Here is a 25,140-nt window from a genome sequence, read left to right on the forward strand (position 1 = left end):
CCGTTCAGTCGTGGCGCACGCCAGTCAGGCTGGCTTTTTGGTGTGCCCTGAGTCGTGTTTAGGAAAGAATGCGGGAGGGGAACGGCCCCCCGCATACCTGTCTGTCCTGTTACGGTCATCTACAACAGCCAGCTTGGCTGGCTTGATCTTTTTAGATTAGTTCAGCGCTTTGTCGTTCGGCTCTTTAAATAACTGCTTCATGTCGTCGGACAGGTCGAAGTTCATGTTGAGGTTTTTGGGTGGGATTGGCTGTTTGAACCAGACCTCAAACCATTTGGCAGCCTGGCCAGAGGTTTGAGCTTGAGCGATAGTTTCATCCACCAGTTTTTTGAACTCTGGATCGTCTTTACGCATCATGCAGCCATAGGCTTCTTTGGACTGAGGAGTGGCAATGATTTCCCACTGATCCGGCTGCTTGGCCTTGGCGCGTTCGCCTGCCAGCAGGGCATCATCCATCATAAACGCCACCGCACGGCCACTTTCCAGGGTACGGAAGGAATCGCCGTGGTCTTTGGCGCTGATGATGCGCATTTTCATCTGATCTTTGTCGTTCAGCTTGTTGAGCAACACTTCGGAAGTGGTGCCTGAAGTGACGACCACGGCTTTACCGGCCAGATCTTTAAAGTCTTTGATGTCGGAGCCTTTCTTGACCAGCAGACGGGTACCGACGACGAAGATGGTATCAGAGAATGCTGCCTGTTTCTGGCGCTCGAGGTTGTTGGTGGTGGAGCCACACTCAAAATCGAAGGTGCCGTTTTGCAACAGTGGAATGCGGTTTTGCGAGGTGATCGGCAGCATTTTCACCTGCAGATTAGGCTCGTTCAATTTCTTCTTGATGGCATCAACGATTTGGTTGGAATAGTCCTGGGAGTAACCCACAACTTTCTGCTGATTATCGTAGTAGGAGAACGGAACTGAGGATTCACGGTGGCCAACAACAATCACGCCGTTATCTTTGATTTTCTTCAGCGTACCTGTCAGTTCTTCCGCATGGGCTACGCTACTCGCCATCCCGATCAGCAGTAACGATAACGCCAATTTGCGCATTTGCATGGTCCAACTCCTGTGCTGTTGTGATTGCCCGCACTCAGGGAGGGCGGGTTAATACGGCTGAGCTATAAAGATAGTCCTAATGCCGATTTACGATAGAAAATAACCGATTGTGAACAAGATGAAACTAAGTTGTTTCATTTTTTGCGACATCACGCGCACCAAATGAATGCAATAAACCCCTGATGCACCACTGGGGTGCGAGACTTGCGCTGGAGTTGTGCACGGATGCGACAAGATGTCAGTTAAAGTAAATCAGCAACGTTCTACAGGGTAATTAAAGCAAGGAGCGTGCCAGAAACATAAAAGGGAAGGGGCAACAAGAAATGAAGAGGGCACGGCAAGGCACCGTGCCCAAAGAGAACTTATCTACGCCGCCAGCTAATGAGCAGCGCGATGCCACCCAGCAGCACGGTGATAATCCACACTGGCGCAGAGCCAAAGCGGGCATACGGCGTGATGCCGGTAGTTGGTGTCACCTTCACTTCCAGCACTTTGCGGGTGAACTGTGGGATGGATGCCAACACTTCGCCGGTTGGGCCAACGACGGCGGTGATGCCGTTATTGGTGCTACGTAGCAACGGCCTGCCCAGCTCCAATGAACGCATACGCGCCATCTGGAAGTGCTGCCATGGGCCGATGGAATGGCCGAACCAGGCATCGTTGGACACGGTCAGCAGGAAGTTGGTATCCGGACGGAAGTTATCGCGCACCTGCTGGCCCAGCACGATTTCATAGCAGATGGCTGCCGTCAGGTTATAACCGCGTACGCTGAGCTGTGGCTGCACATAATTACCACGGCTGAACGAGGACATCGGCAGGTCGAATAACGGAGCCAACGGGCGCAGCAGCGTTTCCAACGGCACAAACTCACCAAAAGGCACCAGGTGATGTTTGTCATAGCGATTGGCTGCCGGGTAGCTGTAAGGCTGTTCCTCACCAAGCACGATCACGCTGTTGAAGAACTGCGTACCTTGCTGAGTCGCGCGAGCGTCCACAATACCGGTGATCAGGCTGCTGTTCTTGGCGCGCATCAGATCGTCCATCATGGTCAGGAAACCGTTCTGATTGCTCTCAATATCGGGAATGGCGGACTCAGGCCAGATGATGATCGGCACTTTGCCCATCAACGGGCGGCTCTCATCCAGATAGGCTTGCAGCGTACTGAGCAACGCCTTCGGATCCCACTTCATCGACTGCTCGATATTGCCCTGCACCATGGCGACGTTCACCGCTTTATCCGGCTGCGGCGTAAACCAGTGGATCTGGCGCAGCGGCCACGGCAGCAACAGCATGGCGATAGCAATGATCGCCGGGGTGATGCGCCGCTGATTGAGGGCAAATACCAGCAGGCCGCTGAGGGACATCAGGAGCAGCGTGATTGCATCCACGCCGAGCAATGGCGCAATGCCTTTCAGCGGGCCATCGATCTGGGTATAACCGAATTGCAACCAGGGGAAACCGGTCAGCACCCAACCGCGCAGGAACTCGGTCAGTTGCCATAGCGCCGGGGCGGCAATGGCCAGCCGCCACCAGGTAGTACGTGGCCAGATCCGCGTCAGTAAGCCGGCGAATAACCCGGTATACAGCGAAAGATAGGCGGCCAGCAGCACGACCAGGAAAATATTGATGGCAAACGGCATGCCGCCGAAATCGGCAATGCTGACGTAAACCCAGTTCACGCCGCTACCGAACAGCCCCATGCCCCAGCAGAAACCGAGCAGGGCGGATTGTTTGGTGGTGCGGTTGAGGGTCACGGCCAGCAGGCCGAACAGCGAAACAATAGCCGCAGGCCAGATATCGTAAGGGGAGAAGGCCAGCGTGCCACAGGCACCGGTCAAAAGCGCCAGCAGGGCGCGAACCCGCTGGCGATCAAGTAATGAGGCTTTAGCCATGGATAAGTTATTCTTCCAGTTTCGGTTGCGGGGCGTCGTCCGGAATTTTGACATGAACCTGGATGATACGTCGACTGTCGGCCATCGCAACTTTAAATAGGTAACCTTCGATTTCAATGGTTTCCCCGCGCGCTGGCAGGTGGCCGAAGGCTTGCATCACCAGGCCGCCAATGGTGTCCACTTCATCGTCGCTGAAATGGGTGCCGAAGGTGTCGTTGAAGTCTTCGATCGGCGCCAGCGCCCGCACGGTGAACATGTGGCGGCTCAGTTGGCGAACGTCACGATCTTCCTCATCGTCATATTCGTCCTCAATTTCCCCGACAATCAGCTCCAGAATGTCTTCGATGGTCACCAGACCAGAGACGCCGCCGAATTCATCAATGACAATCGCCATGTGATAACGCTGGGAGCGGAACTCCTTCAGCATCCGGTCAACCCGCTTGCTTTCCGGTACCACCACGGCGGTACGCAGCACCTTGTCGATGCTGAACGGCTCGGAGTCTGCGCGCATAAACGGCAGCAGGTCCTTGGCCATCAGAATGCCTTCGATGTGATCTTTATCTTCGCTGATCACCGGGAAGCGCGAGTGGGCGGATTCGATAATCACGTCCAGGCACTCTTCCAGCGTTTGGTTACGCTTGAGCGTCACCATCTGGGAGCGCGGGATCATGATGTCGCGCACGCGCTGCTCGGCGATATCCATCACGCCTTCCAGCATGTCACGAGTATCGGGATCGATCAGGTCGTTTTGCTCGGAATCACGGATCAGCTCTACCAGATCGCCACGGTTTTTAGGTTCACCGTGGAACAGCTGGTTAAGGATAAGAGTAAAGAACCCCTTCTTGGGACTGGGGCTGTCATTGCTTTGTGAATGGTCGTCGCTCATGGCGTTTTAGTTAATATCACTCTATTGAGTTATCAAAATTAGCGACAGCCCCAATCGGGGCTGCGGGGTGCTCAGCTAACATCAGGTAGGATCTTTTTCCGCGAGGTAAGGGTCTGGGTAACCCATCTCCTGCATTATCTCGGTTTCCAAAGATTCCATTTCTTCGGCTTCATCGTCTTCGATGTGGTCATACCCTAGCAGATGAAGGCTACCGTGAACAACCATATGCGCCCAGTGTGCTTCCAGCGCTTTCTGTTGTTCAACCGCTTCCTGTTCAACCACTTGACGGCAAATAATCAAATCACCCAACAGCGGCAGTTCGACTTCCGGCGGTGCCTCGAACGGGAATGATAACACGTTGGTGGGCTTGTCTTTACCACGATAAGTCAGATTCAGCTCATTGCTTTCCGCCTCATCCACTAAGCGGATGGTGACTTCGGCCTCTTCCTGAAACTGTGGCAATACCCCTTCCAGCCAGCGCTGGAAGGTGGCTTCATCCGGTAATCCTTCACTGCTGGCGCAGGCAATTTGTAAATCCAGAATAACCTGGCTCATGGTGTTTCCTGTTCGGAGGCAACCGGTGCCTCACGTCTACGTTGTTCAGCGATGGCATCTTTGCGTTTTTGTTCGGCGGCTTCCCAGGCTTCATAGGCGACCACCACACGGGCGACTACCGGATGGCGCACCACGTCTTCGCTGTGGAAGAAGTTAAAGCTGATCTCTTCCACCTCAGACAGCACTTCCACCGCATGGCGCAGGCCGGATTTCTGATTGCGTGGCAGGTCGATCTGGGTCACGTCGCCGGTGATCACCGCTTTCGAGTTGAAACCGATACGCGTCAGGAACATCTTCATCTGTTCGATGGTGGTGTTCTGGCTTTCATCGAGAATGATAAAGGCATCATTCAGCGTACGGCCACGCATGTAGGCCAGCGGCGCAACTTCTATCACGTTACGCTCGATCAGCTTTTCCACGCGTTCAAAGCCCAGCATTTCAAACAGGGCGTCATACAGCGGGCGCAGATACGGGTCGACTTTCTGGCTCAGATCTCCCGGCAGGAAGCCCAGCTTCTCACCCGCTTCAACCGCCGGGCGGGTCAGCAGGATACGCCGGATTTCCTGGCGCTCCAGAGCATCTACCGCAGCCGCAACCGCCAGATAGGTTTTACCGGTACCCGCCGGGCCAACGCCAAAGGTGATGTCATGGGCGAAAATATTGGCGATATATTGCGCCTGGTTAGGCGTGCGGGGCTTCACCATGCCGCGCTTGGTCTTGATGGTGACCGATTTGCCGTAATCCGGCACGCTGTCTGCCACCTGCTCCAGCACCCGGCTCTCTTTGATGGCCAGGTGGATCTGTTCCGGATCGATATCTGGGGTCACGCCACGGATCGGCGCGGTATCCACATACAGATGGCGCAAAATATCGGCGGCGGCAACCACGCACAGGTTTTTACCGACCAGCTTGAAACGGTTGTCACGGCGGTTGATTTCAATCCCCAGCCGACGTTCGAGTTGTTTGATGTTGTCATCAAACGGGCCGCACAGGCTCAACAGGCGTTGGTTGTCTGCGGGCTCCAACAGGATTTCTTGTGTTGCGACGTTCAAACGATTCCTCAAGGCTCAACAGGGCCTGGTTGATGTCACGTAACGCGATTTCAGCGCGGGCATTCAGGGCAACCCCCGAACAGCTCTACCCTGAATTATTCATGGTGTACCGCACTGGCGCAAGTTTACCTCTGATCTATCTGTGCGCAGCGGAGGGAATTCAAGGGGGGAGGGGGCAGAATTGGGCCAAATAGTTTGGCCCAACAGCAGGTTAACAGCGGAAATCAGCTCTTCTTCACAAATTCGGATTTCAGCTTCATCGGGCCAAAGCCGTCGATTTTGCAATCGATGTTGTGATCGCCTTCGACCAGGCGGATATTCTTCACCTTGGTGCCGATCTTCAACATGGAAGAGCTGCCTTTGACCTTCAGATCCTTGACCACGGTCACCGCATCGCCATCCGCCAGCAGGTTACCGTTGGCATCTTTGACAATCAGGGTATCGGCATCTTCAACGGCCGCGCTGTCGCTCCACTCATGGGCGCACTCAGGGCAGATGAACAGGGCGTTATCCTGGTAGGTGTATTCGGAATTGCACTTCGGGCAGTGTGGGAGTTGCATTATTGTGTCGCCTCATAATCAAAATAAAAAACAAAATTACCGGACAATGACTGCCCGGCAGAGAAAAAGGAAAATGCCAAGGTGGCGGGGCGATCAGGGTTGGTAGCTACCGACGCCCAGCTCATCTTCCTTACGGGTACGTGCAATCACCGCTTGAGGGGATTGGTGCACGCGCAGTTCCATCTGCTGTTCGGTGCGGATCAGGGTACCGCGCAGAGAATTGGTTAACACTTCAGTAATTTCGACGTCGACGAACTGGCCGATCAAATCTGGGGTGCCCTCAAAGTTGACCGTCCGGTTGCATTCGGTACGGCCAGAGAGTTCCATCAAGCTCTTGCGTGAGGTGCCCTCGACCAGAATACGCTGCACGGTGCCAAGCATACGGCGGCTGAACTGCATCACCTGCTGGTTGATCCGTTCTTGCAGCAGATACAGACGCTGTTTTTTCTCTTCTTCGCTGACGTCGTCAACCATGTCTGCCGCAGGAGTGCCGGGGCGCGAAGAGTAGATAAAGCTGAAGCTGGTGTCGAAATTCACCTGGGCAATCAGGTTCATGGTCTGTTCAAAATCGGCCTGGGTTTCCCCTGGGAAACCGATAATGAAATCAGAGCTGAACTGGATATTGGGCCGTGCCTGACGCAGCTTACGGATAATCGCTTTGTATTCCAGCGCCGTGTGGGCGCGTTTCATCATGGTCAGAATGCGGTCTGAACCGCTTTGTACCGGCAGATGCAGGAAGCTGACCAGCTCGGGCGTATCTTCATACACCGCGATAATGTCATCGCTGAACTCAATCGGGTGGCTGGTGGTAAAGCGGATGCGATCGATCCCGTCGATGGAGGCCACCAGGCGCAACAGTTCGGCAAATGAGCAGATGCCACCATCAAAGGTTGCGCCACGATAGGCGTTGACGTTCTGGCCCAGCAGGTTCACTTCACGTACGCCCTGGGCAGCCAACTGAGCGACTTCAAACAGGACATCATCGCTTGGGCGGCTGACTTCTTCACCGCGGGTGTAAGGCACCACGCAGAACGTGCAGTATTTGTTGCAGCCTTCCATGATCGAGACGAAGGCGGTTGGCCCATCGGCACGGGGTTCAGGCAGGCGGTCGAACTTTTCGATTTCCGGGAAGCTGATGTCCACGATCGGGCTATGCGAACCGCGCACGTGGTTGATCATCTCCGGCAGGCGGTGCAAGGTCTGCGGGCCAAAAACGATGTCAACGCAGGGTGCGCGCTGGCGCAGATGTTCCCCTTCCTGTGAAGCAACGCAGCCGCCGACGCCAATAATCAGATCGGGGTTGTTCTTTTTCAGTTGCTTCCAACGGCCCAACAACGCGAAAACCTTTTCCTGCGCCTTCTCGCGGATCGAGCAGGTATTGAGCAGCAACACATCCGCTTCTTCAGCGTTTTCAGTCCACTCGAAGCCGTGTGTGCTTCCCAGCAAATCTGCCATTTTCGATGAGTCGTACTCATTCATCTGGCAGCCCCAGGTTTTGATATGTAGTTTTTTCTTCATTGACTTGCCATTACTCAGTGCGGAGAGAAAATTGCGTTACGCGCCATGCAGGAAGGCCATTGTAATCATTTGGCGCGCTGGTGACCAGCGAAGTGGCAGTAGCATGCGACCTGAAGCCGGATTAAAAATCCGGTACACTGAGCCAAGATGCCTAATTAACCAAAAGTATAGCCAAAATGAACACTTCTCAAAAACGCTTTGATGCCGTGGTGGTTGGCGGCGGGATGGTGGGAGCTGCTGCCGCGCTGGGGCTGGCTCGCGCCGGATTGTCGGTCGCTTTGTTAGAGCACGAGGCTCCCGATACGTTCGATCCCCAAAGCCCGCCGGACCTGCGGATCTCTGCTATTGGCTGCACCTCCGTTGGCTTGTTGAAGCAGCTTGATGCCTGGCCTGCGGTGTTGCAGATGAGATCGGCACCCTACCGCAGGCTGGAAACCTGGGAATGGGAGTCTTCACGGGTGGCGTTTGATGCCGCAACGCTTGGGCTGCCAGAGCTGGGTTTTATGGTCGAGAACCGTATATTGCAGCTCGCCCTATGGCAGCAGTTGTCACAATGCGAGAATTTAACGCTGTACTGCCCCACCAGGCTGCAGGCGATGCATCGAGCGGATAACCAATGGCAGGTGACGTTAAGCTCGTCAGAGACCATACAGGCGCGTTTGGTGGTGGGTGCCGACGGTGCTCACTCACAGGTACGCAAGTTGGCGGCGATTGGCACCAGCGGTTGGCAATATCGCCAGTCTTGCATGTTGATCACCGTGGAAACCGATCAACCGCAGCAGGATGTGACCTGGCAGCAATTCCTCCCCTCTGGCCCACGCGCGTTCCTGCCGCTGTATGACCAGTGGGCAACGCTGGTGTGGTATGACAGCCCGCAGCGTATTCGCCAGTTGCAGGCGTTACCTATGGCACAGCTCGAACAAGAGATAGCGGTGGCTTTCCCATCCCGCTTGGGCACGGTGAAGGCTCATGCCGCCGGATCTTTCCCACTGGTGCGCCGCCACGCACAACGCTATGTGCAATCAGGGCTGGTGTTGCTCGGCGATGCTGCACATACCATCAATCCGCTGGCCGGGCAGGGGGTGAACCTTGGCTATCGTGATGTGGATGCATTACTGGAGATCGTGAGCGACGCCCGTGAGCAGGGAGAGGATTGGGCGAGTGAAGAGGTGCTGATGCGCTATCAGCGCCGTCGTCGCACCGATAACCTGCTGATGCAAAGCGGCATGGATCTGTTCTATACCGCCTTCAGCAATAACCTGGCTCCGCTGGGCGTGGCGCGCAATCTGGCACTGATGGTAGCGGAAAGGGCGGGCAAGCTGAAAGAGCGTGCGCTGAAGTATGCATTAGGTCTGTGATGACATGGGGCGCCGCATGCTGCGCCCATTTTATCCAAACTCAGAAAAGCAAAAAGCCCGCCGAAGCGAGCTTTTCTAAATTTGGCTGGGGTGCCAGGATTCGAACCTGGGTATGCTGGTATCAGAAACCAGAGCCTTACCGCTTGGCGACACCCCAATTGTAAAGCATGGTGGCTACGACGGGATTTGAACCTGTGACCCCATCATTATGAGTGATGTGCTCTAACCAGCTGAGCTACGTAGCCATTTTATGTTGCTGGTTAACGGTGTTGTATGGCTGGGGTACCTGGATTCGAACCAGGGAATGCTGGTATCAAAAACCAGTGCCTTACCGCTTGGCGATACCCCAATAACACAATTAACTTTTTTACTGCGCCCCATCCTGAAAAGATGGCTGGGGTACCTGGATTCGAACCAGGGAATGCTGGTATCAAAAACCAGTGCCTTACCGCTTGGCGATACCCCAATAGCATAATCAACTTTTTTACAGCGTTCCATCTGAAAAGATGGCTGGGGTACCTGGATTCGAACCAGGGAATGCTGGTATCAAAAACCAGTGCCTTACCGCTTGGCGATACCCCACCTGCTGTATGCGCGACTGATGAAAGAAAATGGTGCGGGAGGCGAGACTTGAACTCGCACACCTTGCGGCGCTAGAACCTAAATCTAGTGCGTCTACCAATTTCGCCACTCCCGCAAAAAAGATTGGTGGCTACGACGGGATTCGAACCTGTGACCCCATCATTATGAGTGATGTGCTCTAACCAACTGAGCTACGTAGCCATCTTTTTCGCTCAACCTTCATCGGCGTTGCGGGGCGCATTATGCGTATATGGCCGATTTGCGTCAACTAGTTTTTTCCCGAAAAAGCGACTGGGCGGCTTGTTTGTCTGGGTTGTGAACAGTATGGTGATAAAAACGGCAGTTCGGAGGGTTAGCGGTTGAAAACATCCACAAAAAAGCGGGCCATCAGGCCCGCCGAAGGTAAAACGGTGACGGTTTACTTATAGGCTGACTGGTGTACGCCTACGGCACGGCCTGATGGGTCATCCATTTTTTTGAAGGATTCGTCCCATTCAATGGCTTTTGCCGATGAGCAGGCTACGGAAGGGCCGCCAGGGACACATTCCGCCGCGCTCGGCAGTGGGAACAGCTCTTCGAAAATCTCGCGGTACAGGTAGCCTTCTTTGCTGTTTGGCGTGTTGTACGGGAAGCGGAAACGTGCGGTTTCAAGCTGTTGATCGCTAACCTGCTTGGCAGCGACTTCTTTTAGCGTATCGATCCAGCTGTAACCGACACCGTCGGAGAACTGTTCTTTCTGGCGCCAAGCCACGCTAGCGGGCAGATAAGACTCGAAGCATTGGCGAATAATGTGCTTCTCCATCTTGCCGTTGCCACACATTTTATCCTGCGGGTTGATGCGCATCGCCACGTCCAGGAAGTTTTTATCCAGGAACGGCACGCGGGCTTCTACCCCCCAGGCAGACATCGCTTTGTTGGCACGAGCGCAGTCGTACATATGCAACGCCAGCAGTTTACGCACGGTTTCCTCGTGGAATTCTTTGGCATTTGGCGCCTTATGGAAGTACAGGTAGCCGCCGAACACTTCATCCGCCCCTTCGCCGGACAGCACCATCTTGATGCCCATCGCTTTAATCTTGCGTGACATCAGATACATCGGCGTGGAGGCACGGATGGTGGTGACGTCGTAAGTTTCGATGTGGTAGATCACATCGCGGATGGCATCCAGGCCTTCCTGTACCGTGAAGTGGATTTCATGGTGGACGGTGCCAAGGTGGTTAGCAACCTCTTGAGCCGCACGCAGATCCGGGGAACCTTCCAGCCCGACGGCGAAGGAGTGCAGCTGTGGCCACCAGGCTTCACTGCGCTCATCATCTTCTACCCGGCGTGCGGCATATTTTTTGGTGATGGCAGAGATCACCGAGGAATCCAGCCCGCCCGAGAGCAACACGCCGTAAGGCACGTCCGACATCAGGTGGCTTTTGACCGACTCTTCCAGCGCGTTGCGCAGGGCGTTGGCATCGGTGACGTTGTCTTTGACGTTGTCATAGTCGAACCAGTCACGCTGGTAGTATTCGCGGATTTCACCGTCCTGGCTCCACAGGTAGCTGCCCGCCGGGAACTCTTTAATGCTGCGGCAGACCGGCACCAGCGCCTTCATCTCAGAAGCGACATACAGGTTGCCGTGCTCATCGTGGCCCATATACAGCGGGATGATGCCGAGGTGGTCGCGGCCAATCAGGTAAGCGTCTTTTTCAGTATCGTATAGGGCAAAGGCGAACATACCTTGCAGATCGTCCAGGAAGTTCGGGCCTTTTTCCTGATACAGCGCCAGGATCACTTCGCAGTCAGAGCCGGTCTGGAATTGATAATGCTCACCCAACTGCTGACGCAGGGCCTGATGGTTATAAATTTCACCGTTAACCGCCAATACGTGGGTGTGCGCAGCGTTGTACAGCGGTTGGGCACCGTTATTCACGTCAACAATCGACAGGCGCTCGTGAACCAGAATGGCTTTATCGCTGGCGTAAACGCCGGACCAGTCTGGGCCGCGATGGCGCATCAGGCGCGACAGTTCCAACGCTCTTTTACGCAATTCAACCGGATCGGACTTCAGATCGAGCACACCGAAAATAGAACACATACAAACTCTCCTAACGACATTTTATGGCGGTGATGTGATGTACAGCGCGCCTGCATGTAAAGTCAATGGTGCGGCTTTGCTGCCTTCTGATAATGAAAATGCGTCAAAAGTTGAGGTGTATGCAAGCGATTTAACGTTACGCTGAAAAATAGTCATTGGGGGGAGTGTTAAAATTAGCGGATGTTCATTTTTATGCGGTAAAAATTGTCGAATATCTAATTTATTACCGAATGAGGCGAGGGTGAGATAAATTTTCTGGCGTTTTGATGATCGATGTTTTCCCTCACCCCAACCCTCTCCCACAGGGAGAGGGAGTTGTCCGGAGATCTTGATTAGCTTGTGCGACTTCGGAAAGTAGGGTGTAAGAACAAGAAAGGTAAGGTATTACGTCAAGCGATCAACGAACTCGATCGGACCCCACTGGGAGAGGGAGCTGTCCAGAGATCTTGATTAGCTTGTGCGACTTCGGAAAGTAGGGGGTAAGAACAAGAAAGGTAAGGTATTAGGGCAAGCGATCAACGAACTCGATCGGTCCCCTCTCCCTGCGGGAGAGGGCTAGGGTGAGGGGCCATTGCTTGCGGCTTAAAAAATAGTGATATCCGCCACGGAAGGGAAGATATGGCTCGGGCGGAACGGCATAGATTCAACATCGTTCAGGTTTGAGACGCCAGACAGCACCAGTACGGTTTCCAACCCGGCCTGGAAGCCAGCCAGGATATCGGTACGCAGGTTGTCCCCGATAATGACCGTCTCTTCCGAATGTCCCTGCATCTTGTTCAGTGCGGCGCGGATAATCCACGGGCTAGGCTTGCCGACATAAAACGGCTTACGGCCGGTGATCTTCTCGATCGGCGCACACAGAGCCCCACAGGCTGGTGTGAAACCATGGCCATGGGTATCCGGGTTGGTGGCAATAAACCGCGCCCCGTTGTTCACGAAGAAGGCCGCTTTATGCATCATGTCCCAGTTGTAGGAACGGGTCTCACCCACGATCACGAAATCCGGGTTGATATCGGTGATGGTAAAGCCGGCTTTGTAGAGTTCGTGGATCAGTGCACCTTCGCCCACCACATAGGCTTTTTTACCTTCCTGGCGACGCAGGAAATCGGCCGTCGCCATCGCTGAGGTATAAAACGCGCTTTCTGGCACGTCCAGGCCAGCGGCGGCAAAGCGGTTGGCCAGGTCCTGGGCGGTTTGCGAAGGGTAGTTGGTTAGCACCACCAGCGGCATTCCCTGCTCCTGAATACGAGCCAGGAACAGATCGGCTCCAGGGATCGGGGTATTGTCATGCAGCAGCACGCCGTCGATGTCACATATCACGTTTTTGATAGTCATTGTTGCTGGTCTCATGATAAACGGCAGGGCAAAAAAGCCAGAAGTGCATCCCTGCCAAACAGGCAGTTTAACTTTCTAACAGCCGTTGGAGAAGTACACCGTTGAGCATTGCCCGTTTCGCCAGGGCAAAAGCACCGATCGCTGAACGATGATTGAGTTCGGAAGTGACCACCGGCAGGTTTCTGCGGAAATCCTTCAGCACCTGAGTGTTGATGCAGCTTTGGATGGCGGGTAACAGCACTTTGTCCGCTTCGGTGATTTCACCGGCGATCACCACTTTTTGCGGGTTGAACAGGTTGATGGCGATGGCTACCGCCTTGCCCAGATAGCGGCCAACGTGTTCGATCACTTCGCTGGCCAGCAAATCTCCGCGATTGGCGGCTTTGCAGATGGCGGCAATGCTACAGTCGTCCAGCGTCATTTTGCTTGGGTAGCCCTGACTCAGCAGGTGGCGTACGCGTTGTTCGATAGCAGCGTTGGCTGCCACGGTTTCCAGGCAGCCGAAGTTACCGCAGTGGCAGCGCTCGCCGAGGGGATCGATTTGAATATGACCAATCTCTCCCACGTTGCCGTTATTGCCGAGGAAGATTTTGCCGTTGACGATGATCCCGGCGCCTGTGCCCCGGTGCAGGCGCACCAGAATGGAGTCTTCACAATCCCGGGTAGCCCCGAAGTAGTGCTCCGCCAAGGCCAGGCTGCGGATATCGTGGCCGACAAAACTGGTGACATTGAAGCGTTGCTGAAGATGATCGACCAACGCCCAGTTATCGACGCTGATGTGCGGCATATAGCGCACTACGCCTAAAGCCGGATCGACCAGGCCAGGCAGGATCACGGCAATGGCGATCAGTTCGCGCAATTTGCGCTGGTAGCTTTCGATAAACTGCGCAATGGCGTTGAGCAGTGCGTTTTCCAGTGTCTCCTGGGTGCGTTCCGGCAGAGGATAGTGCTCCTCTCCGAGCGACTTACCGCCCATATCGTACAGGGTGATAGTGGCATCATGGCGGCCCAGGCGGACGGCAACGGTGTGGAAATTGCGGGTTTCACTGACAATGGAAATGGCACGGCGGCCACCGGTGGAGGCTTGCTGATCGACCTCTTTGATCAGCCCGCGCTCCAACAGTTGGCGAGTAATTTTAGTGACGCTGGCGGGGGCAAGCTGACTGAGTTCGGCAATCTGAATGCGCGAGATCGGGCCTTGCTGGTCGATCAGGCGATACACTGCTGCGCCGTTGAGTTGCTTAACTAAGTCAACATTCCCTATTTGTGCTTGTCCGCCAGTGCTCATCAATAATTCTACTCGCTGTTCATGGATTAAACCTCGTTGCCGTTAACGAGGGTCTTGGTGATTTGGTAATCACGGGTAAAGGCGGTCAGGTTGGCGACCTTGCCGGCTTCGATGGTGCCTAAACGTTGTTCGACACCGATAGCGCGAGCCGGGTAGAGCGTTGCCATACGCAGCGCTTCGTCCAGTGCGATACCGACATGCTCTACGCTGTTCTGCACCGCTTCGATCATGGTCAGTGCGGAGCCGCTCAGAGTGCCGTTTTCGTCAACGCACAGGCCGTCACGATAATAAATGGTTTTACCCGCGAAAATAAACTGATCGATATCCGCGCCTGCTGGTGCAGTAGCATCGGTGACCAGCACCAATTTATCACCTTTTACCCGCTTGGCGTTACGGATACTCGCCCAGGCCACGTGGTGCCCATCGGCAATGATGCCGGTGTACACTTCTGGCGTGTCGAAGATCGCGCCCATCAGGCCCGGTTCGCGGCCGCTGATGTACGGCATGGCATTGTACAGATGGGTGGCGAAGGTAATGCCTGCGGCGAAACCCACGCGTGCCTGATCGTAGGTGGCGTTGGAGTGGCCAGCGGACACCACGATACCGGCGTCGCTCAGCTGTTTGATAAAGTGGGGTTCCACCATTTCTGGGGCCAGGGTCACTTTGCTGATCACGTCGGCGTTGGCACACAGGTAGTCGATCATCTCGCTGGTAGGCTTGCGGATAAACGCCGGGTTGTGGGTGCCTTTCTTCTCCAGGCTCAGGTACGGCCCTTCCAGATGCAGGCCAAGGGCCTGATTGGGATGGTTCTTCAGATAAGCGCGCATCACGTTGATGCTGTGCTTCATATAATCGTCGCTGCAGGTGATCAGCGTTGGCAGATAGCTGGTACAGCCGGATTTCTCGTTGGCGCGCTGCATGATTTCCAGCGTGGTTTCCGAGATAGCTTCCAGTGAGTCGTTAAATTGCACGCCGCCGCAGCCGTTAAGCTGCACGTCGATAAAACCGGGGGCTAAGATGGCGCCACCCAGATCGCGCGTTTCGATGCCTGCTGGCAGTTCGGCCAGTGGGCAGACTCGTTCAATCAGGCCATCAGCAATCACTACCGCATGGTCATCAAGCACGTCATGGCCGGTAAAAATCCGGCATTGGGTTAAAGCGAACATGTAGCCCCCTGCAAAAAATTAAAGACTATTAACGCTTTCCGCTTCCAACTCGCGGAAATACTTAACGGTTTTCACCTTCAGTTCCATGGTGGACGGTTCGTCACAAACCACCACGGCTTTGGCATGCAGCTGCAGGCAGCTAATGGTCCACAGGTGGTTGATGCTGCCTTCCACTGCGGCTTCCAGCGCCTGTGCCTTGCCACGGCCGGTGACCAGGATCATCACTTCTTCCGCATCCAGCAAGGTACCTACGCCAACGGTCAGGGCATATTTTGGCACCTGGCTCACGTCACCATCGAAGAAGCGGGAGTTGGCGATACGGGTTTCTTCGGTCAGCGTTTTGATACGGGTGCGTGAAGCCAGGGAAGACGCTGGTTCGTTGAACGCAATGTGGCCATCGAAGCCCACGCCGCCCATGAACAGGTTAACTTTGCCATAGGATTTCATCTTGGCTTCGTACTGACGGCACTCTTCGTCAACGTCTGGTGCGTTGCCGTTCAGCAGGTTGATATTTTCACGTGGGATATCAACGTGGTCGAAGAAGTTACGGTACATGAAGGTGTGGTAGCTTTCCGGGTGTTCCTGCGGCAGGCCAACATATTCATCCATGTTGAAGGTCACGACGTGCTTGAAGCTGACTTCACCGGCTTTGTGCATCGCGATCAGGTGTTTGTAGGCTTCCAGCGGGGTGCCACCGGTTGGCAGGCCAAGGACGAACGGGCGATCTGCGGTCGGTTTGAAGGCGTTGATACGCTGAACGATATGGCGTGCGGCCCATTTGCCGACTTGAGTAGTGTCTTGTAGTGGGATAAGTCTCATCGTACACCTCTAGGTAGAATAAACTGTGTCTATACTGGTACGGGCAACAAACCGTAGCTTAAAGCGTAACTCAGCTTTGTGAAGCGGGTATTCGGGATTACTGTCCGTTGATTTTTTGAATGATAAAATAAGTTTTGTGCGATGGCTAGCAATGTGGCAGTTTAACACTACTTTTTGGTGACATTTGTCACAAAAAAGGAGGTTTTAATTTGCGATACGAAATAATTTTTTTACACTCCGCATGAGTGATACGTGCCAAGCGTTATTTCTAAAAAGGTAGTGAGTTATCTCAATAAACTGCCAATAGGGTCCGGCATCGGACGAATAGGGGGAAAAGGTGAACATTCTTAGTTATTTACAAAAGGTGGGTCGGGCCTTGATGGTTCCGGTAGCCACACTGCCTGCCGCGGCCATCCTGATGGGTGTCGGCTACTGGATTGACCCGGTTAGCTGGGGTGGGGACAATGCTCTGGCAGCCTTGTTCATCAAATCCGGTTCGGCCATTATCGATCATATGTCGGTCCTGTTCGCCATTGGTGTGGCTTACGGTATGTCCAAAGACAAAGACGGTGCCGCTGCACTGACCGGTTTTGTCGGTTTCCTGGTAGTGACCACGCTGTGTTCACCTGCCGCCGTGTCAATGATTCAGAAGATCCCTCTCGATCAGGTTCCTGCCGCCTTTGGCAAAATTGAGAACCAGTTCGTGGGTATCCTGGTGGGTATCATTTCTGCCGAAGTCTACAACCGTTTCAGCGGTGTTGAACTGCCGAAAGCGCTGTCGTTCTTCAGCGGCCGCCGTCTGGTGCCAATCCTGATCTCTTTCCTGATGATCCTGGTTGCCTTCATCCTGATGTACATCTGGCCGGTGGTGTTCAACGGTCTGGTCAGCTTCGGTGAGCAGATCCAAAAGCTCGGCTCTGCCGGTGCCGGTATCTACGCCTTCTTCAACCGTCTGTTGATTCCGGTCGGTCTGCACCATGCGCTGAACTCGGTATTCTGGTTTGACGTTGCCGGTATTAACGATATTCCTAACTTCCTGGGTGGCTCGCAGTCTATTGAAGCGGGTAAAGCCACGGTCGGTATCACCGGTCGTTACCAGGCAGGTTTCTTCCCAATCATGATGTTCGGTCTGCCGGGTGCAGCACTGGCCATCTACCACTGTGCGCGTCCTGAGAACAAAGCGAAAGTGCTGGGTATCATGATGGCGGGGGCGTTCGCTGCCTTCTTCACCGGGATCACCGAGCCGCTGGAATTCTCCTTCATGTTCGTTGCTCCTGTGCTGTATGTGATCCACGCCATTCTGACCGGTATCTCCGTATACATCGCAGCCAGCATGCAGTGGATTGCCGGTTTTGGTTTCAGTGCCGGTCTGGTGGATATGGCGTTGTCAACGCGTAACCCACTGGCGACCCACTGGTACATGCTGATCCCGCAAGGCCTGGTGTTCTTCGCTATCTACTACGTGGTCTTCCGCTTCACCATCAAAAAATTCAACCTGATGACCCCAGGCCGTGAACTGGCGGTTGCCGGTGACGAAACCGACGGTTATGACGTGGATACCGCTGCGGGTAAGAACGAAGATGAAACCACTACCCTGGCTCGTCGCTATGTGAGCGCCATCGGGGGTTCTGACAACCTGACCGGGATCGATGCCTGTATCACCCGTCTGCGTCTGAACGTTAAAGATTCTGCGTTGGTGAACGATGCTCTGGCTAAACGCCTGGGTGCTTCTGGCGTGATCCGTCTGAACAAGCAAAGCGTGCAGGTGATTGTCGGGACTCGTGCCGAACTGATTGCCAGTGCGATGACCAAAGTGATTGCAGCAGGCCCGGTAGCGGCAGCCTCTGCTCCAGCCGCCGCAGCCGCTGCGGCAGAAGTTAAACCGCAGGCCGTACCTAACGCCGCTAAAACCGTGTTGGAAGCGCTGGTGGCGCCGGTAACCGGTGAAGTGGTGGCTCTGGATCAGGTGCCGGACGAAGCCTTCGCCAGCAAAGCGGTCGGTGACGGTGTGGCTATTCGCCCAACCGATAAAACCGTCGTGGCTCCAGCTGATGGCACCGTGGTGAAGATCTTCAACACCAACCACGCTTTCTGCCTGGAAACAGACAAGGGCGCGGAGATCGTCGTGCACATGGGTATCGACACCGTGGCGCTGAACGGTCAGGGCTTCAAACGCCTGGTGGAAGAGGGGGCTGAGGTGAAAGCAGGTCAGCCAATCCTGGAAATGGATCTGGAATACCTGAACGCCAATGCGCGCTCGATGATCAGCCCGGTAGTGGTCAGCAATGCTGATGACTATGCTGGCCTGACGGCACTGGCAACCGGCAATGTGGTTGCTGGCCAGACCAAGCTGTTCGAGATCCAGAAATAAGTTGGGTTTAACCCTGGCTTCGCCCGGGCGTTAAACGGGCGGTGAGCAGTATCAGCGGGAAAAGAGCGATCTTTTCCCGCTTTTTTTGTTTTTGCACCATGGGAACTTGACGAATAACGGTTGTTTCTGGACGCGGCTTATTGGAACATAGAAGGTTATATGTGTAGCGCTTTGCATTTGAGGAATAGTGACATGAGTGAGGCAGAAGCCCGCCCAACCAATTTTATCCGTCAGATCATTGATGAAGATCTGGCATCAGGGAAGCATACGTCGGTTCATACACGTTTCCCACCGGAGCCTAATGGCTATCTGCATATCGGCCATGCCAAGTCCATTTGCCTGAACTTTGGTATCGCCAAGGATTATCAGGGCCAATGTAACCTGCGCTTCGATGACACCAACCCGGTAAAAGAAGACATCGAATTTGTCGACTCCATCAAGCACGATGTGGAGTGGTTAGGCTTTACCTGGAGCGGCGACGTTCGTTATTCCTCGGACTATTTCGATCAACTGCACCAGTATGCGGTTGAGCTGATCAACAAAGGCTTGGCCTATGTTGACGAGCTTTCTCCCGAGCAGATCCGTGAATATCGTGGCTCGTTGACGGCTCCGGGCAAAGACAGCCCGTACCGTACCCGCACGGTTGAAGAGAACCTGGCGCTGTTTGAGAAGATGCGTAACGGCGAGTTTGCCGAAGGCACTGCTTGCCTGCGCGCCAAGATCGATATGGCCTCGCCGTTTATCGTGATGCGCGATCCGGTGATCTACCGCATCAAGTTTGCGGAACACCATCAGACCGGCAACAAATGGTGCATCTACCCGATGTACGATTTCACCCACTGCATTTCCGATGCGCTGGAAGGGATCACCCATTCGCTGTGTACCCTGGAGTTCCAGGATAACCGCCGTCTGTATGACTGGGTGCTGGATAACATCACCATCCCTTGCCATCCGCGTCAGTATGAGTTCTCACGCCTGAATCTCGAATACGCCATCATGTCCAAGCGCAAGCTGAGCCAGCTGGTGACCGAGAAGATCGTTGAAGGCTGGGATGACCCACGTATGCCAACCGTGTCTGGCCTGCGTCGTCGTGGCTACACGGCTGCCTCCATTCGCGAGTTCTGCCAGCGTATCGGCGTCACCAAACAGGACAATAACGTCGAGATGATGGCGCTGGAGTCCTGTATTCGTGACGATCTGAATGAGCACGCACCGCGCGCCATGGCCGTGCTGGATCCGGTGAAGGTGATCATCGAGAACATGTCGCAAGACGTGGAAATGGTGACCATGCCTAACCATCCGAACCAGCCGGAAATGGGCAGCCGTGAAGTGCCGTTCAGCCGCGAAGTGTATATCGATCGTGCAGACTTCCGTGAAGAAGCCAACAAGCAGTACAAACGCCTGGTGCTGGGCAAAGAAGTGCGCCTGCGTAATGCGTATGTGATCAAGGCTGAGCGCGTAGAGAAGGATGCAGAGGGTGAAATCACCACCATTTTCTGCACCTACGATCCAGATACACTGAGCAAAGATCCTGCCGATGGCCGCAAGGTGAAAGGCGTGATCCACTGGGTGTCTGCGGCACACGCCTTACCGGCAGAAATTCGCCTGTACGATCGTCTGTTCAGCGTGGCTAACCCGGCGGCGGCAGAGGACTTCCTCGCCACCATCAACCCGGAATCGCTGATTATCAAGCAAGGCTTTGTTGAGCCAAGCCTGGTAGCTGCCCAGCCGGAAAAAGCCTACCAGTTCGAGCGTGAAGGCTATTTCTGCGCAGATAGCCGCTATTCTACGGCCGAGCGCTTGGTGTTTAACCGCACCGTAGGCCTGCGTGATACCTGGGCCAAGATTGGCGCCTAAGCTTAGCCAAGCCTAACGCGTTTTCTCGCCTGTTTGTCTCTTGATCGGATCTTCTGGTCAAGAGACATCTTCTGTTTTGCTTTGAATGCTACCCTCAAGTTGTTGCCCTTCCCGCTGCCTGTTCCTGATTTTGGTCATTTGGCCTGCGTTCTGTTAACTGTCACTATATGCCCATAATAAAGTTAGGGTAATAAACTCACGGAATTTATCTGGCCCGCATTTTATTTTGCGTAAATTTTGAGTAGCTCACCTTGGCTTATTCCTATTACTAAATATCGAAATAACGAATGGTTGCGACCACTTATACTTATATTTTGGCGCTCTGTGTATTAGCCATAAATTTATTGATCTGCGTTAGTTGATCGGCTATTCTTGCCCGAAATACAGGGTGGTAAATAATAATCAGCATGCTTTAATAAAGGCATATTTTATTGTGCCTTTATACTAAGCATGGCTTTTTTTCTATTGGGATAGATAATGCCAAGGCTGATTTATACTCACTATATAAGGATTATGTTGTGAAAAAGCTTACTGTTTCTCAAGCCAACTCAATCGTCGGCGGTACCTGTAAAACCTGTACTACCAAATATGTCGCCTCTGGTTTCAAGTGCAATATGGTAACCACCTGTACCGACAAAACCGGTAAAGTCATCAGCCAGGACTCCAAACCTACTGCGCTGGCCAATTGCGGTATTATTGAGCAGTAATACTGAGTAACGGTATCCTGCTGCCACCGCCCTTACTACCCTTGAATAGAGGGTTATTGAGTCCGAGTTACGCTCAAGCCTGTGTCCAGTAAGGGCAGGTAAACATGGAACATTATTCAGCGTTTATTTCAGTGCTGATGCGATTTTTTCGTGTCAGCCTGTTTCGCAACAATAAAGCTAATTGCCAGGCCTTTTTAGGACGAGTTTTTATGTTCAGAACCCCTCTGTTTATTACCCTGTATACGTTAGTGGTTATTATTGTTTCATCACTCATGACGACAGCCTATTTTCACTATTTTGTATTGAACACTAATGATGAACAGCAAAGCCTGATCGCTTTCGATAATAATAATGTTAACAATAGTCCGATCGAAGAAGGCAATACCCTTATCGAACTCTTCTCTTATGGCTGCCACTACTGCGCCCTGAATGAAGCAAACCTGGATAAGCTGGAAGCGCGGATGCCTGCCGGGAGCAAGTTGGTCCGTTTGCATATCAATAACGAGCAGATGAATGGTTTGGCCAGTTTTTCCTCATTGTTTGCGACGTTAACGGTGATGGGCATTGAACCGCAGCACCGTCAGAGCGCCTATGACGCGATTATCCGGGACAAGATCGATCTGAGTAACCCTAAAAATCGTGATATCTGGCTTCAGGAACAAAATATCGATCTCGCGGAGTACGCTCGTGTTAGCCAGACCCCGCAGGTGCAAGCCTTGTTGAACTATATGACCGAGGTCTCCCGCTATTACAACATAGACGCAACGCCGAGCTTTATCGTCAACAGAAAATGGCTGGTATTGCAGGATCGTGAGTTCCCCGAGTTTGCTGACCACTTGCTGTCGTTGTTGCAGCATGACAAACCGCTGGAGCCCTAATGCGTTTCTTTGCTGTGTGGGCCTATCTGGCATGGCGAAATAGCCTGGCAACGCTGATGCGTAGTCTGGCGCCCTTGCGCAAAGCTCAGAGAAGCGTCGCCTGTTGGTTATTGCAGCACGGTGATTATCGTTGGTTTCTTGTGCTGGCGGCGTGGGGCAGAGGGTTGCGGTTGGGCGACCGGGGGGAGCGTAGGCGTGCTTTTGTGGCCGCCGCCAATAAGCAGTGCTTGCTTGGCGATGGCCGTAAATTGGATTTTGCCGGGGTGAGCTATCGTCGGCGGCTATTGGATCTGGCCGCTACCTATGGGCAAAGCCCACAGATACAGGCTCAGATGGAACGTTGTAAAGCGCAGTTGAATGCCGTGGTTGAGCCTTTGCATCAGGCCGGTTCGCCGGTGGTGCTAGCTCCGTTGCATATGGTTTCCGATGTGTTGGCCGGGATGGTTGGGGGAGCGGCTTTCCCTGGTCAGGCAACGGTGATCGTTTCCAGCAGTGTGGAAATCTATCAGGAAAAAGTTCGCCAGCTAGGGAAGGTCAACCTTGCTTATTGTTCGATCCATGACGATAGCCGGGAAATTGCCGGCAACCTGATGGCGGCGATCATGGAGGCAGCGGATCATCGGCGGAACATCATGATCTTCCCTGATATCACCCCCGATTACACCGTCAATGCCAATACGGCAGCAACGGCAAAACTACCTTGTCGGCTTTTTGATCGCCCTGCCAATCTGCACAGCGGAGTGATACGCATTGCCCGGGCGCTATCGGCGCAGGTGGTTTTTTATTACCTGTACTACGACCGGGAACTAAAAATCCATATTGAACCGCCGGTGCAGGCTCGCAGCCTGAAAGCCAGGCTGCCGGAAATCATTGAAACGTCGATAGCCCGGCATCCTGAAGACTGGCTGTTATGGCACTCGCATTCGTTATTTTTTATCAATGAATAATCTGGAAATTGAAGAAGTCAGATCATGGAAAAGATAATCCCGACGCAGGTTTTTCAAGGTGAAACCAATGAGTGTGGGTTGGCCTGTATCGCCATGCTGGCGCAGACGCAGGGCATCGATGCCCCTCTGGAGAACTTGCGTGAACGCTATCCTGCGTCGCAGCATGGCACCTCGTTGACCACGTTATGTACCATTCTCTCTGAGCTGGCCATACCCGCTTACCCGGTTATTTTCGACCATGGTGAGCTGGCGGAACTGCCCCTGCCTGCCATTTTACACTATGGTGCCAGCCACTATGTGCTGTTGGCGTACCGCCAAGGCAACTATGTCTGCGTGATGAACCCGGCAATAGGCCAGCAGCTGTTGCCCATCGATGCATTAAAACTGGAAATCAGCGGCTACGCGCTGGTGCTGGATAGTGAAAGACAACTCGACCCAAAGGCACAGGCAGATAAAAAGCGCAGTACGGGTTTCAAAGCTTTGGAGTGTATGAGCCTGAAAGAGACCGCCAGGATGCCGGGTATCTATCGGCTGATGGTGTTGGCCTTTCTGATTTCCTTAACCCTGTTCATCATGCCGACGATGGTGGGCAGCGCCATCAATCAGGTTTACTCCTCGGCGGGTGACGCCGACTTCCCGTATTTTTATTTCCTGCTGGCGTTTTTTGTTTCTACCCTGCTGGCTTTCGCCGTGCGTTGGGTTACGGAGCGGTTTATCAAACGCTTTGTGGTGGTCAACAGCGTAGCCGGTTTCTCGCGGTTGCTCGGTAATTCTCTCAACTTCTTTGCCAAACGTGCACCGGGCGACGTGTTCAGCCGCTTTTCCAACTGGCAGCTGGCATCCGGCATCAAGATCGAGCTGGATAACGGCCTGCGTACCGATTGGATTATCGGCGCTATCGCGTTAGGCGTCATGTGTTACATGAGCCCGCTGCTGGCGATGGTCTCTGGCGTTGGCGTTACGCTAATGGGATTGATCAGCATCTGGGCCATCTACCGCGATCGCTATTATACCCAGCAGTTGCAGGTAAAAACGGCGGAGCAAAGCGACTTTATTCTGGAAAGCATCCAGGGTTTTTCCACCATCAAATCCGCAGGGCTGGATAGCCAGCGCAAAAGCGTGTTTGCCCGCTACGCGCTGTCTCTGTTTACCTGCCAACAGCAGCAGAGGATCTATGAGCAGGTCAAAAGCAGCCTGTATCAGCTGATCGGCAGCCTGGAGATGGTGTTTTTCATGCTGCTGGCGTTGCCATTGTTGAAAAAGGGTGTCCTGACGCTGGGGGAGTTTTTCGCCTACAGTTTTGTGCGGGAGATTTTCACCTCGTATATCACCAAAATATTCTACGCCATTTTGCAGAAGAACCAGCTGCACGTCATCGATACCCGTGCGCGGGATCTGTTTCCTTCCAGTTCTGAACATGAAGCGGCGCCTAAGACGCTCCCGCAGTTCAGCTCTCGGTTGAGTTTTCGCCATATTGTCTTTGCCTATGATGCCCAACTGCCGGTGCTGCATGATTTGTCGATATCGCTGCAACCCGGCCAACGGATTGCCATTGTCGGCGAGTCGGGGACGGGCAAAAGCACGCTGCTGAAAGTGATGACCGGCCTGATGGCTCCACAGCAAGGTGAGGTGGTGGTCGATGGTCAGCCGGTCGATTATCGGCAGATACACACCTTGTTCTTCCTGCAAAGTCAGGAAGATATTCTGTTCAATGCCTCGGTGCTAGAGAACATCACGCTGTTTGATGAGAACGTGGATGAGCATCGACACCAGCGGATTAAGCGTTCCCTTGAGGGGCTGAATCTGCACTCGGTCGTAGAAAAACTGCCGGGTGGCCTTAATGCCCTGATCCGTGAAAGCCATGCCGGATTGTCCCTGGGGCAGCGCCAACGCCTGTTATTGGCACGGGCAATGTACAGCAACTGCCCGGTGCTGGTGCTGGATGAACCCACGGCCAACCTGGATGAAAATACGGCGCATCAGGTGATGACGACCTTGCTGGCCCATTGCCGTGAACAGCACAAAACGCTGATCACCGTGACACACAGCGAAAGCGTGCTGTCGATGTTTGATCGGGTTTATCGCATGGACAATGGGGGTATGAAGCAGGTTGATACCCTGTTCGCACCGCAACCAGACCTGACAGCGGCAGCATACTCATGAAGATTAACATGACAGGGAAGAAGGTGCTGATGGCTGTACTGGCATTGGCCGCAATGAGCGGTGCGGTTGT

Annotated in this window: 19 protein-coding genes and 7 tRNA genes; 7 read left to right on the forward strand and 19 right to left on the reverse strand. The window is 53.9% G+C overall.

Annotated features, from left to right (window positions below):
* Positions 1-156 precede the first annotated feature (156 nt).
* The 7 genes from A6U95_RS24620 to miaB form a co-directional block, all read right to left on the reverse strand.
* A complete protein-coding gene (locus tag A6U95_RS24620) occupies positions 157-1,053 on the reverse strand; it encodes an amino acid ABC transporter substrate-binding protein (RefSeq protein ID WP_065686407.1) in 897 nt (298 codons plus the stop codon).
* Between the two features lie 362 nt (positions 1,054-1,415).
* A complete protein-coding gene (gene lnt, locus A6U95_RS24625) occupies positions 1,416-2,945 on the reverse strand; it encodes an apolipoprotein N-acyltransferase (protein WP_065686408.1) in 1,530 nt (509 codons plus the stop codon).
* A 7-nt stretch (positions 2,946-2,952) separates the two neighbouring features.
* Positions 2,953-3,831, reverse strand: coding sequence for a CNNM family magnesium/cobalt transport protein CorC (corC, locus tag A6U95_RS24630; protein ID WP_021179993.1), 879 nt, complete (start codon positions 3,829-3,831; stop codon positions 2,953-2,955).
* Between the two features lie 81 nt (positions 3,832-3,912).
* Positions 3,913-4,386: an rRNA maturation RNase YbeY gene (gene ybeY, locus A6U95_RS24635; RefSeq protein WP_021179992.1), complete on the reverse strand. Its 474-nt coding sequence runs from the start codon at positions 4,384-4,386 to the stop codon at positions 3,913-3,915.
* Positions 4,383-5,438 (reverse strand): PhoH family protein, encoded by a 1,056-nt coding sequence (locus A6U95_RS24640; protein ID WP_024483192.1) that lies wholly within the window; start codon positions 5,436-5,438, stop codon positions 4,383-4,385. Before A6U95_RS24640 ends, ybeY begins: the two co-directional genes overlap by 4 nt.
* Positions 5,439-5,662: 224 nt before the next feature.
* Positions 5,663-5,998, reverse strand: coding sequence for a zinc ribbon domain-containing protein YjdM (locus tag A6U95_RS24645; protein ID WP_021179990.1), 336 nt, complete (start codon positions 5,996-5,998; stop codon positions 5,663-5,665).
* Between the two features lie 93 nt (positions 5,999-6,091).
* The gene (miaB, locus tag A6U95_RS24650; RefSeq protein ID WP_065686409.1) at positions 6,092-7,516 is read right to left on the reverse strand and encodes a tRNA (N6-isopentenyl adenosine(37)-C2)-methylthiotransferase MiaB; all 1,425 of its coding nucleotides are present in this window, start codon (positions 7,514-7,516) and stop codon (positions 6,092-6,094) included.
* Positions 7,517-7,692: 176 nt separating this feature from the next.
* On the opposite strand from miaB, the gene ubiF reads away from it, so the two are divergent.
* Positions 7,693-8,874: a 3-demethoxyubiquinol 3-hydroxylase gene (gene ubiF / locus A6U95_RS24655; RefSeq protein WP_065686410.1), complete on the forward strand. Its 1,182-nt coding sequence runs from the start codon at positions 7,693-7,695 to the stop codon at positions 8,872-8,874.
* An 82-nt stretch (positions 8,875-8,956) separates the two neighbouring features.
* On the opposite strand, the gene A6U95_RS24660 is transcribed toward ubiF, so the two are convergent.
* From A6U95_RS24660 to nagB, 12 genes are all read right to left on the reverse strand, one after another.
* Positions 8,957-9,031: transfer RNA gene (locus A6U95_RS24660), tRNA-Gln, on the reverse strand.
* An 11-nt stretch (positions 9,032-9,042) separates the two neighbouring features.
* Positions 9,043-9,119, reverse strand: a tRNA-Met gene (locus tag A6U95_RS24665).
* A gap of 29 nt (positions 9,120-9,148) precedes the next feature.
* A tRNA-Gln gene (locus A6U95_RS24670) sits at positions 9,149-9,223 on the reverse strand.
* 42 nt (positions 9,224-9,265) lie between these two features.
* A tRNA-Gln gene (locus A6U95_RS24675) sits at positions 9,266-9,340 on the reverse strand.
* A gap of 41 nt (positions 9,341-9,381) precedes the next feature.
* A tRNA-Gln gene (locus A6U95_RS24680) sits at positions 9,382-9,456 on the reverse strand.
* Positions 9,457-9,486: 30 nt separating this feature from the next.
* Positions 9,487-9,571, reverse strand: a tRNA-Leu gene (locus A6U95_RS24685).
* Positions 9,572-9,580: 9 nt separating this feature from the next.
* Positions 9,581-9,657 (reverse strand) — tRNA-Met (locus A6U95_RS24690).
* 217 nt (positions 9,658-9,874) lie between these two features.
* Positions 9,875-11,539 (reverse strand): asparagine synthase B, encoded by a 1,665-nt coding sequence (gene asnB, locus A6U95_RS24695; RefSeq protein ID WP_046808104.1) that lies wholly within the window; start codon positions 11,537-11,539, stop codon positions 9,875-9,877.
* 582 nt (positions 11,540-12,121) lie between these two features.
* Positions 12,122-12,874: an HAD-IIA family hydrolase gene (locus tag A6U95_RS24700; RefSeq protein WP_065686411.1), complete on the reverse strand. Its 753-nt coding sequence runs from the start codon at positions 12,872-12,874 to the stop codon at positions 12,122-12,124.
* A gap of 67 nt (positions 12,875-12,941) precedes the next feature.
* Positions 12,942-14,162 carry an N-acetylglucosamine repressor gene (locus A6U95_RS24705; RefSeq protein ID WP_065686412.1) on the reverse strand — a complete coding sequence of 407 codons (1,221 nt, stop codon included), beginning with the start codon at positions 14,160-14,162 and terminating at the stop codon, positions 12,942-12,944.
* A 26-nt stretch (positions 14,163-14,188) separates the two neighbouring features.
* Positions 14,189-15,328 (reverse strand): N-acetylglucosamine-6-phosphate deacetylase, encoded by a 1,140-nt coding sequence (gene nagA, locus A6U95_RS24710; protein ID WP_065686413.1) that lies wholly within the window; start codon positions 15,326-15,328, stop codon positions 14,189-14,191.
* 18 nt (positions 15,329-15,346) lie between these two features.
* Positions 15,347-16,147 carry a glucosamine-6-phosphate deaminase gene (gene nagB, locus A6U95_RS24715; RefSeq protein ID WP_021805317.1) on the reverse strand — a complete coding sequence of 267 codons (801 nt, stop codon included), beginning with the start codon at positions 16,145-16,147 and terminating at the stop codon, positions 15,347-15,349.
* Positions 16,148-16,484: 337 nt separating this feature from the next.
* On the opposite strand from nagB, the gene nagE reads away from it, so the two are divergent.
* From nagE to A6U95_RS24745, 6 genes are all read left to right on the forward strand, one after another.
* Entirely contained in the window at positions 16,485-18,518 is a 2,034-nt protein-coding gene (nagE, locus tag A6U95_RS24720) for an N-acetylglucosamine-specific PTS transporter subunit IIBC (RefSeq protein ID WP_065686414.1), read from the forward strand.
* A gap of 192 nt (positions 18,519-18,710) precedes the next feature.
* Positions 18,711-20,375 carry a glutamine--tRNA ligase gene (gene glnS / locus A6U95_RS24725; RefSeq protein WP_065686415.1) on the forward strand — a complete coding sequence of 555 codons (1,665 nt, stop codon included), beginning with the start codon at positions 18,711-18,713 and terminating at the stop codon, positions 20,373-20,375.
* Positions 20,376-20,893: 518 nt separating this feature from the next.
* Entirely contained in the window at positions 20,894-21,082 is a 189-nt protein-coding gene (locus tag A6U95_RS24730) for a DUF4762 family protein (RefSeq protein WP_021805314.1), read from the forward strand.
* Between the two features lie 209 nt (positions 21,083-21,291).
* Positions 21,292-21,960: a thioredoxin domain-containing protein gene (locus A6U95_RS24735; RefSeq protein ID WP_065686481.1), complete on the forward strand. Its 669-nt coding sequence runs from the start codon at positions 21,292-21,294 to the stop codon at positions 21,958-21,960.
* Positions 21,960-22,907 carry an ABC transporter gene (locus A6U95_RS24740; protein WP_065686416.1) on the forward strand — a complete coding sequence of 316 codons (948 nt, stop codon included), beginning with the start codon at positions 21,960-21,962 and terminating at the stop codon, positions 22,905-22,907. The genes A6U95_RS24735 and A6U95_RS24740 overlap by 1 nt, the downstream gene beginning before the upstream one ends.
* Before the next feature lie 24 nt (positions 22,908-22,931).
* Positions 22,932-25,070, forward strand: coding sequence for an ATP-binding cassette domain-containing protein (locus tag A6U95_RS24745; protein WP_065686417.1), 2,139 nt, complete (start codon positions 22,932-22,934; stop codon positions 25,068-25,070).
* Positions 25,071-25,140: the final 70 nt, after the last annotated feature.

Source organism: Serratia sp. 14-2641 (assembly GCF_001692375.1).
Classification (GTDB): domain Bacteria; phylum Pseudomonadota; class Gammaproteobacteria; order Enterobacterales; family Enterobacteriaceae; genus Chania; species Chania fonticola_C.

Excerpts from the sequence above, each read along its gene's own strand:
- A6U95_RS24620 (WP_065686407.1), bottom strand. The coding sequence starts at position 1,053 with ATGCAAATGCGCAAATTGGCGTTATCGTTACTGCTGATCGGGATGGCG.
- lnt (WP_065686408.1), bottom strand. The coding sequence starts at position 2,945 with ATGGCTAAAGCCTCATTACTTGATCGCCAGCGGGTTCGCGCCCTGCTG.
- corC (WP_021179993.1), bottom strand. The coding sequence starts at position 3,831 with ATGAGCGACGACCATTCACAAAGCAATGACAGCCCCAGTCCCAAGAAG.
- ybeY (WP_021179992.1), bottom strand. The coding sequence starts at position 4,386 with ATGAGCCAGGTTATTCTGGATTTACAAATTGCCTGCGCCAGCAGTGAA.
- A6U95_RS24645 (WP_021179990.1), bottom strand. The coding sequence starts at position 5,998 with ATGCAACTCCCACACTGCCCGAAGTGCAATTCCGAATACACCTACCAG.
- miaB (WP_065686409.1), bottom strand. The coding sequence starts at position 7,516 with ATGAAGAAAAAACTACATATCAAAACCTGGGGCTGCCAGATGAATGAG.
- ubiF (WP_065686410.1), top strand. The coding sequence starts at position 7,693 with ATGAACACTTCTCAAAAACGCTTTGATGCCGTGGTGGTTGGCGGCGGG.
- asnB (WP_046808104.1), bottom strand. The coding sequence starts at position 11,539 with ATGTGTTCTATTTTCGGTGTGCTCGATCTGAAGTCCGATCCGGTTGAA.
- A6U95_RS24700 (WP_065686411.1), bottom strand. The coding sequence starts at position 12,874 with ATGACTATCAAAAACGTGATATGTGACATCGACGGCGTGCTGCTGCAT.
- A6U95_RS24705 (WP_065686412.1), bottom strand. The coding sequence starts at position 14,162 with ATGAGCACTGGCGGACAAGCACAAATAGGGAATGTTGACTTAGTTAAG.
- nagA (WP_065686413.1), bottom strand. The coding sequence starts at position 15,328 with ATGTTCGCTTTAACCCAATGCCGGATTTTTACCGGCCATGACGTGCTT.
- nagB (WP_021805317.1), bottom strand. The coding sequence starts at position 16,147 with ATGAGACTTATCCCACTACAAGACACTACTCAAGTCGGCAAATGGGCC.
- glnS (WP_065686415.1), top strand. The coding sequence starts at position 18,711 with ATGAGTGAGGCAGAAGCCCGCCCAACCAATTTTATCCGTCAGATCATT.
- A6U95_RS24735 (WP_065686481.1), top strand. The coding sequence starts at position 21,292 with ATGTTCAGAACCCCTCTGTTTATTACCCTGTATACGTTAGTGGTTATT.
- A6U95_RS24740 (WP_065686416.1), top strand. The coding sequence starts at position 21,960 with ATGCGTTTCTTTGCTGTGTGGGCCTATCTGGCATGGCGAAATAGCCTG.
- A6U95_RS24745 (WP_065686417.1), top strand. The coding sequence starts at position 22,932 with ATGGAAAAGATAATCCCGACGCAGGTTTTTCAAGGTGAAACCAATGAG.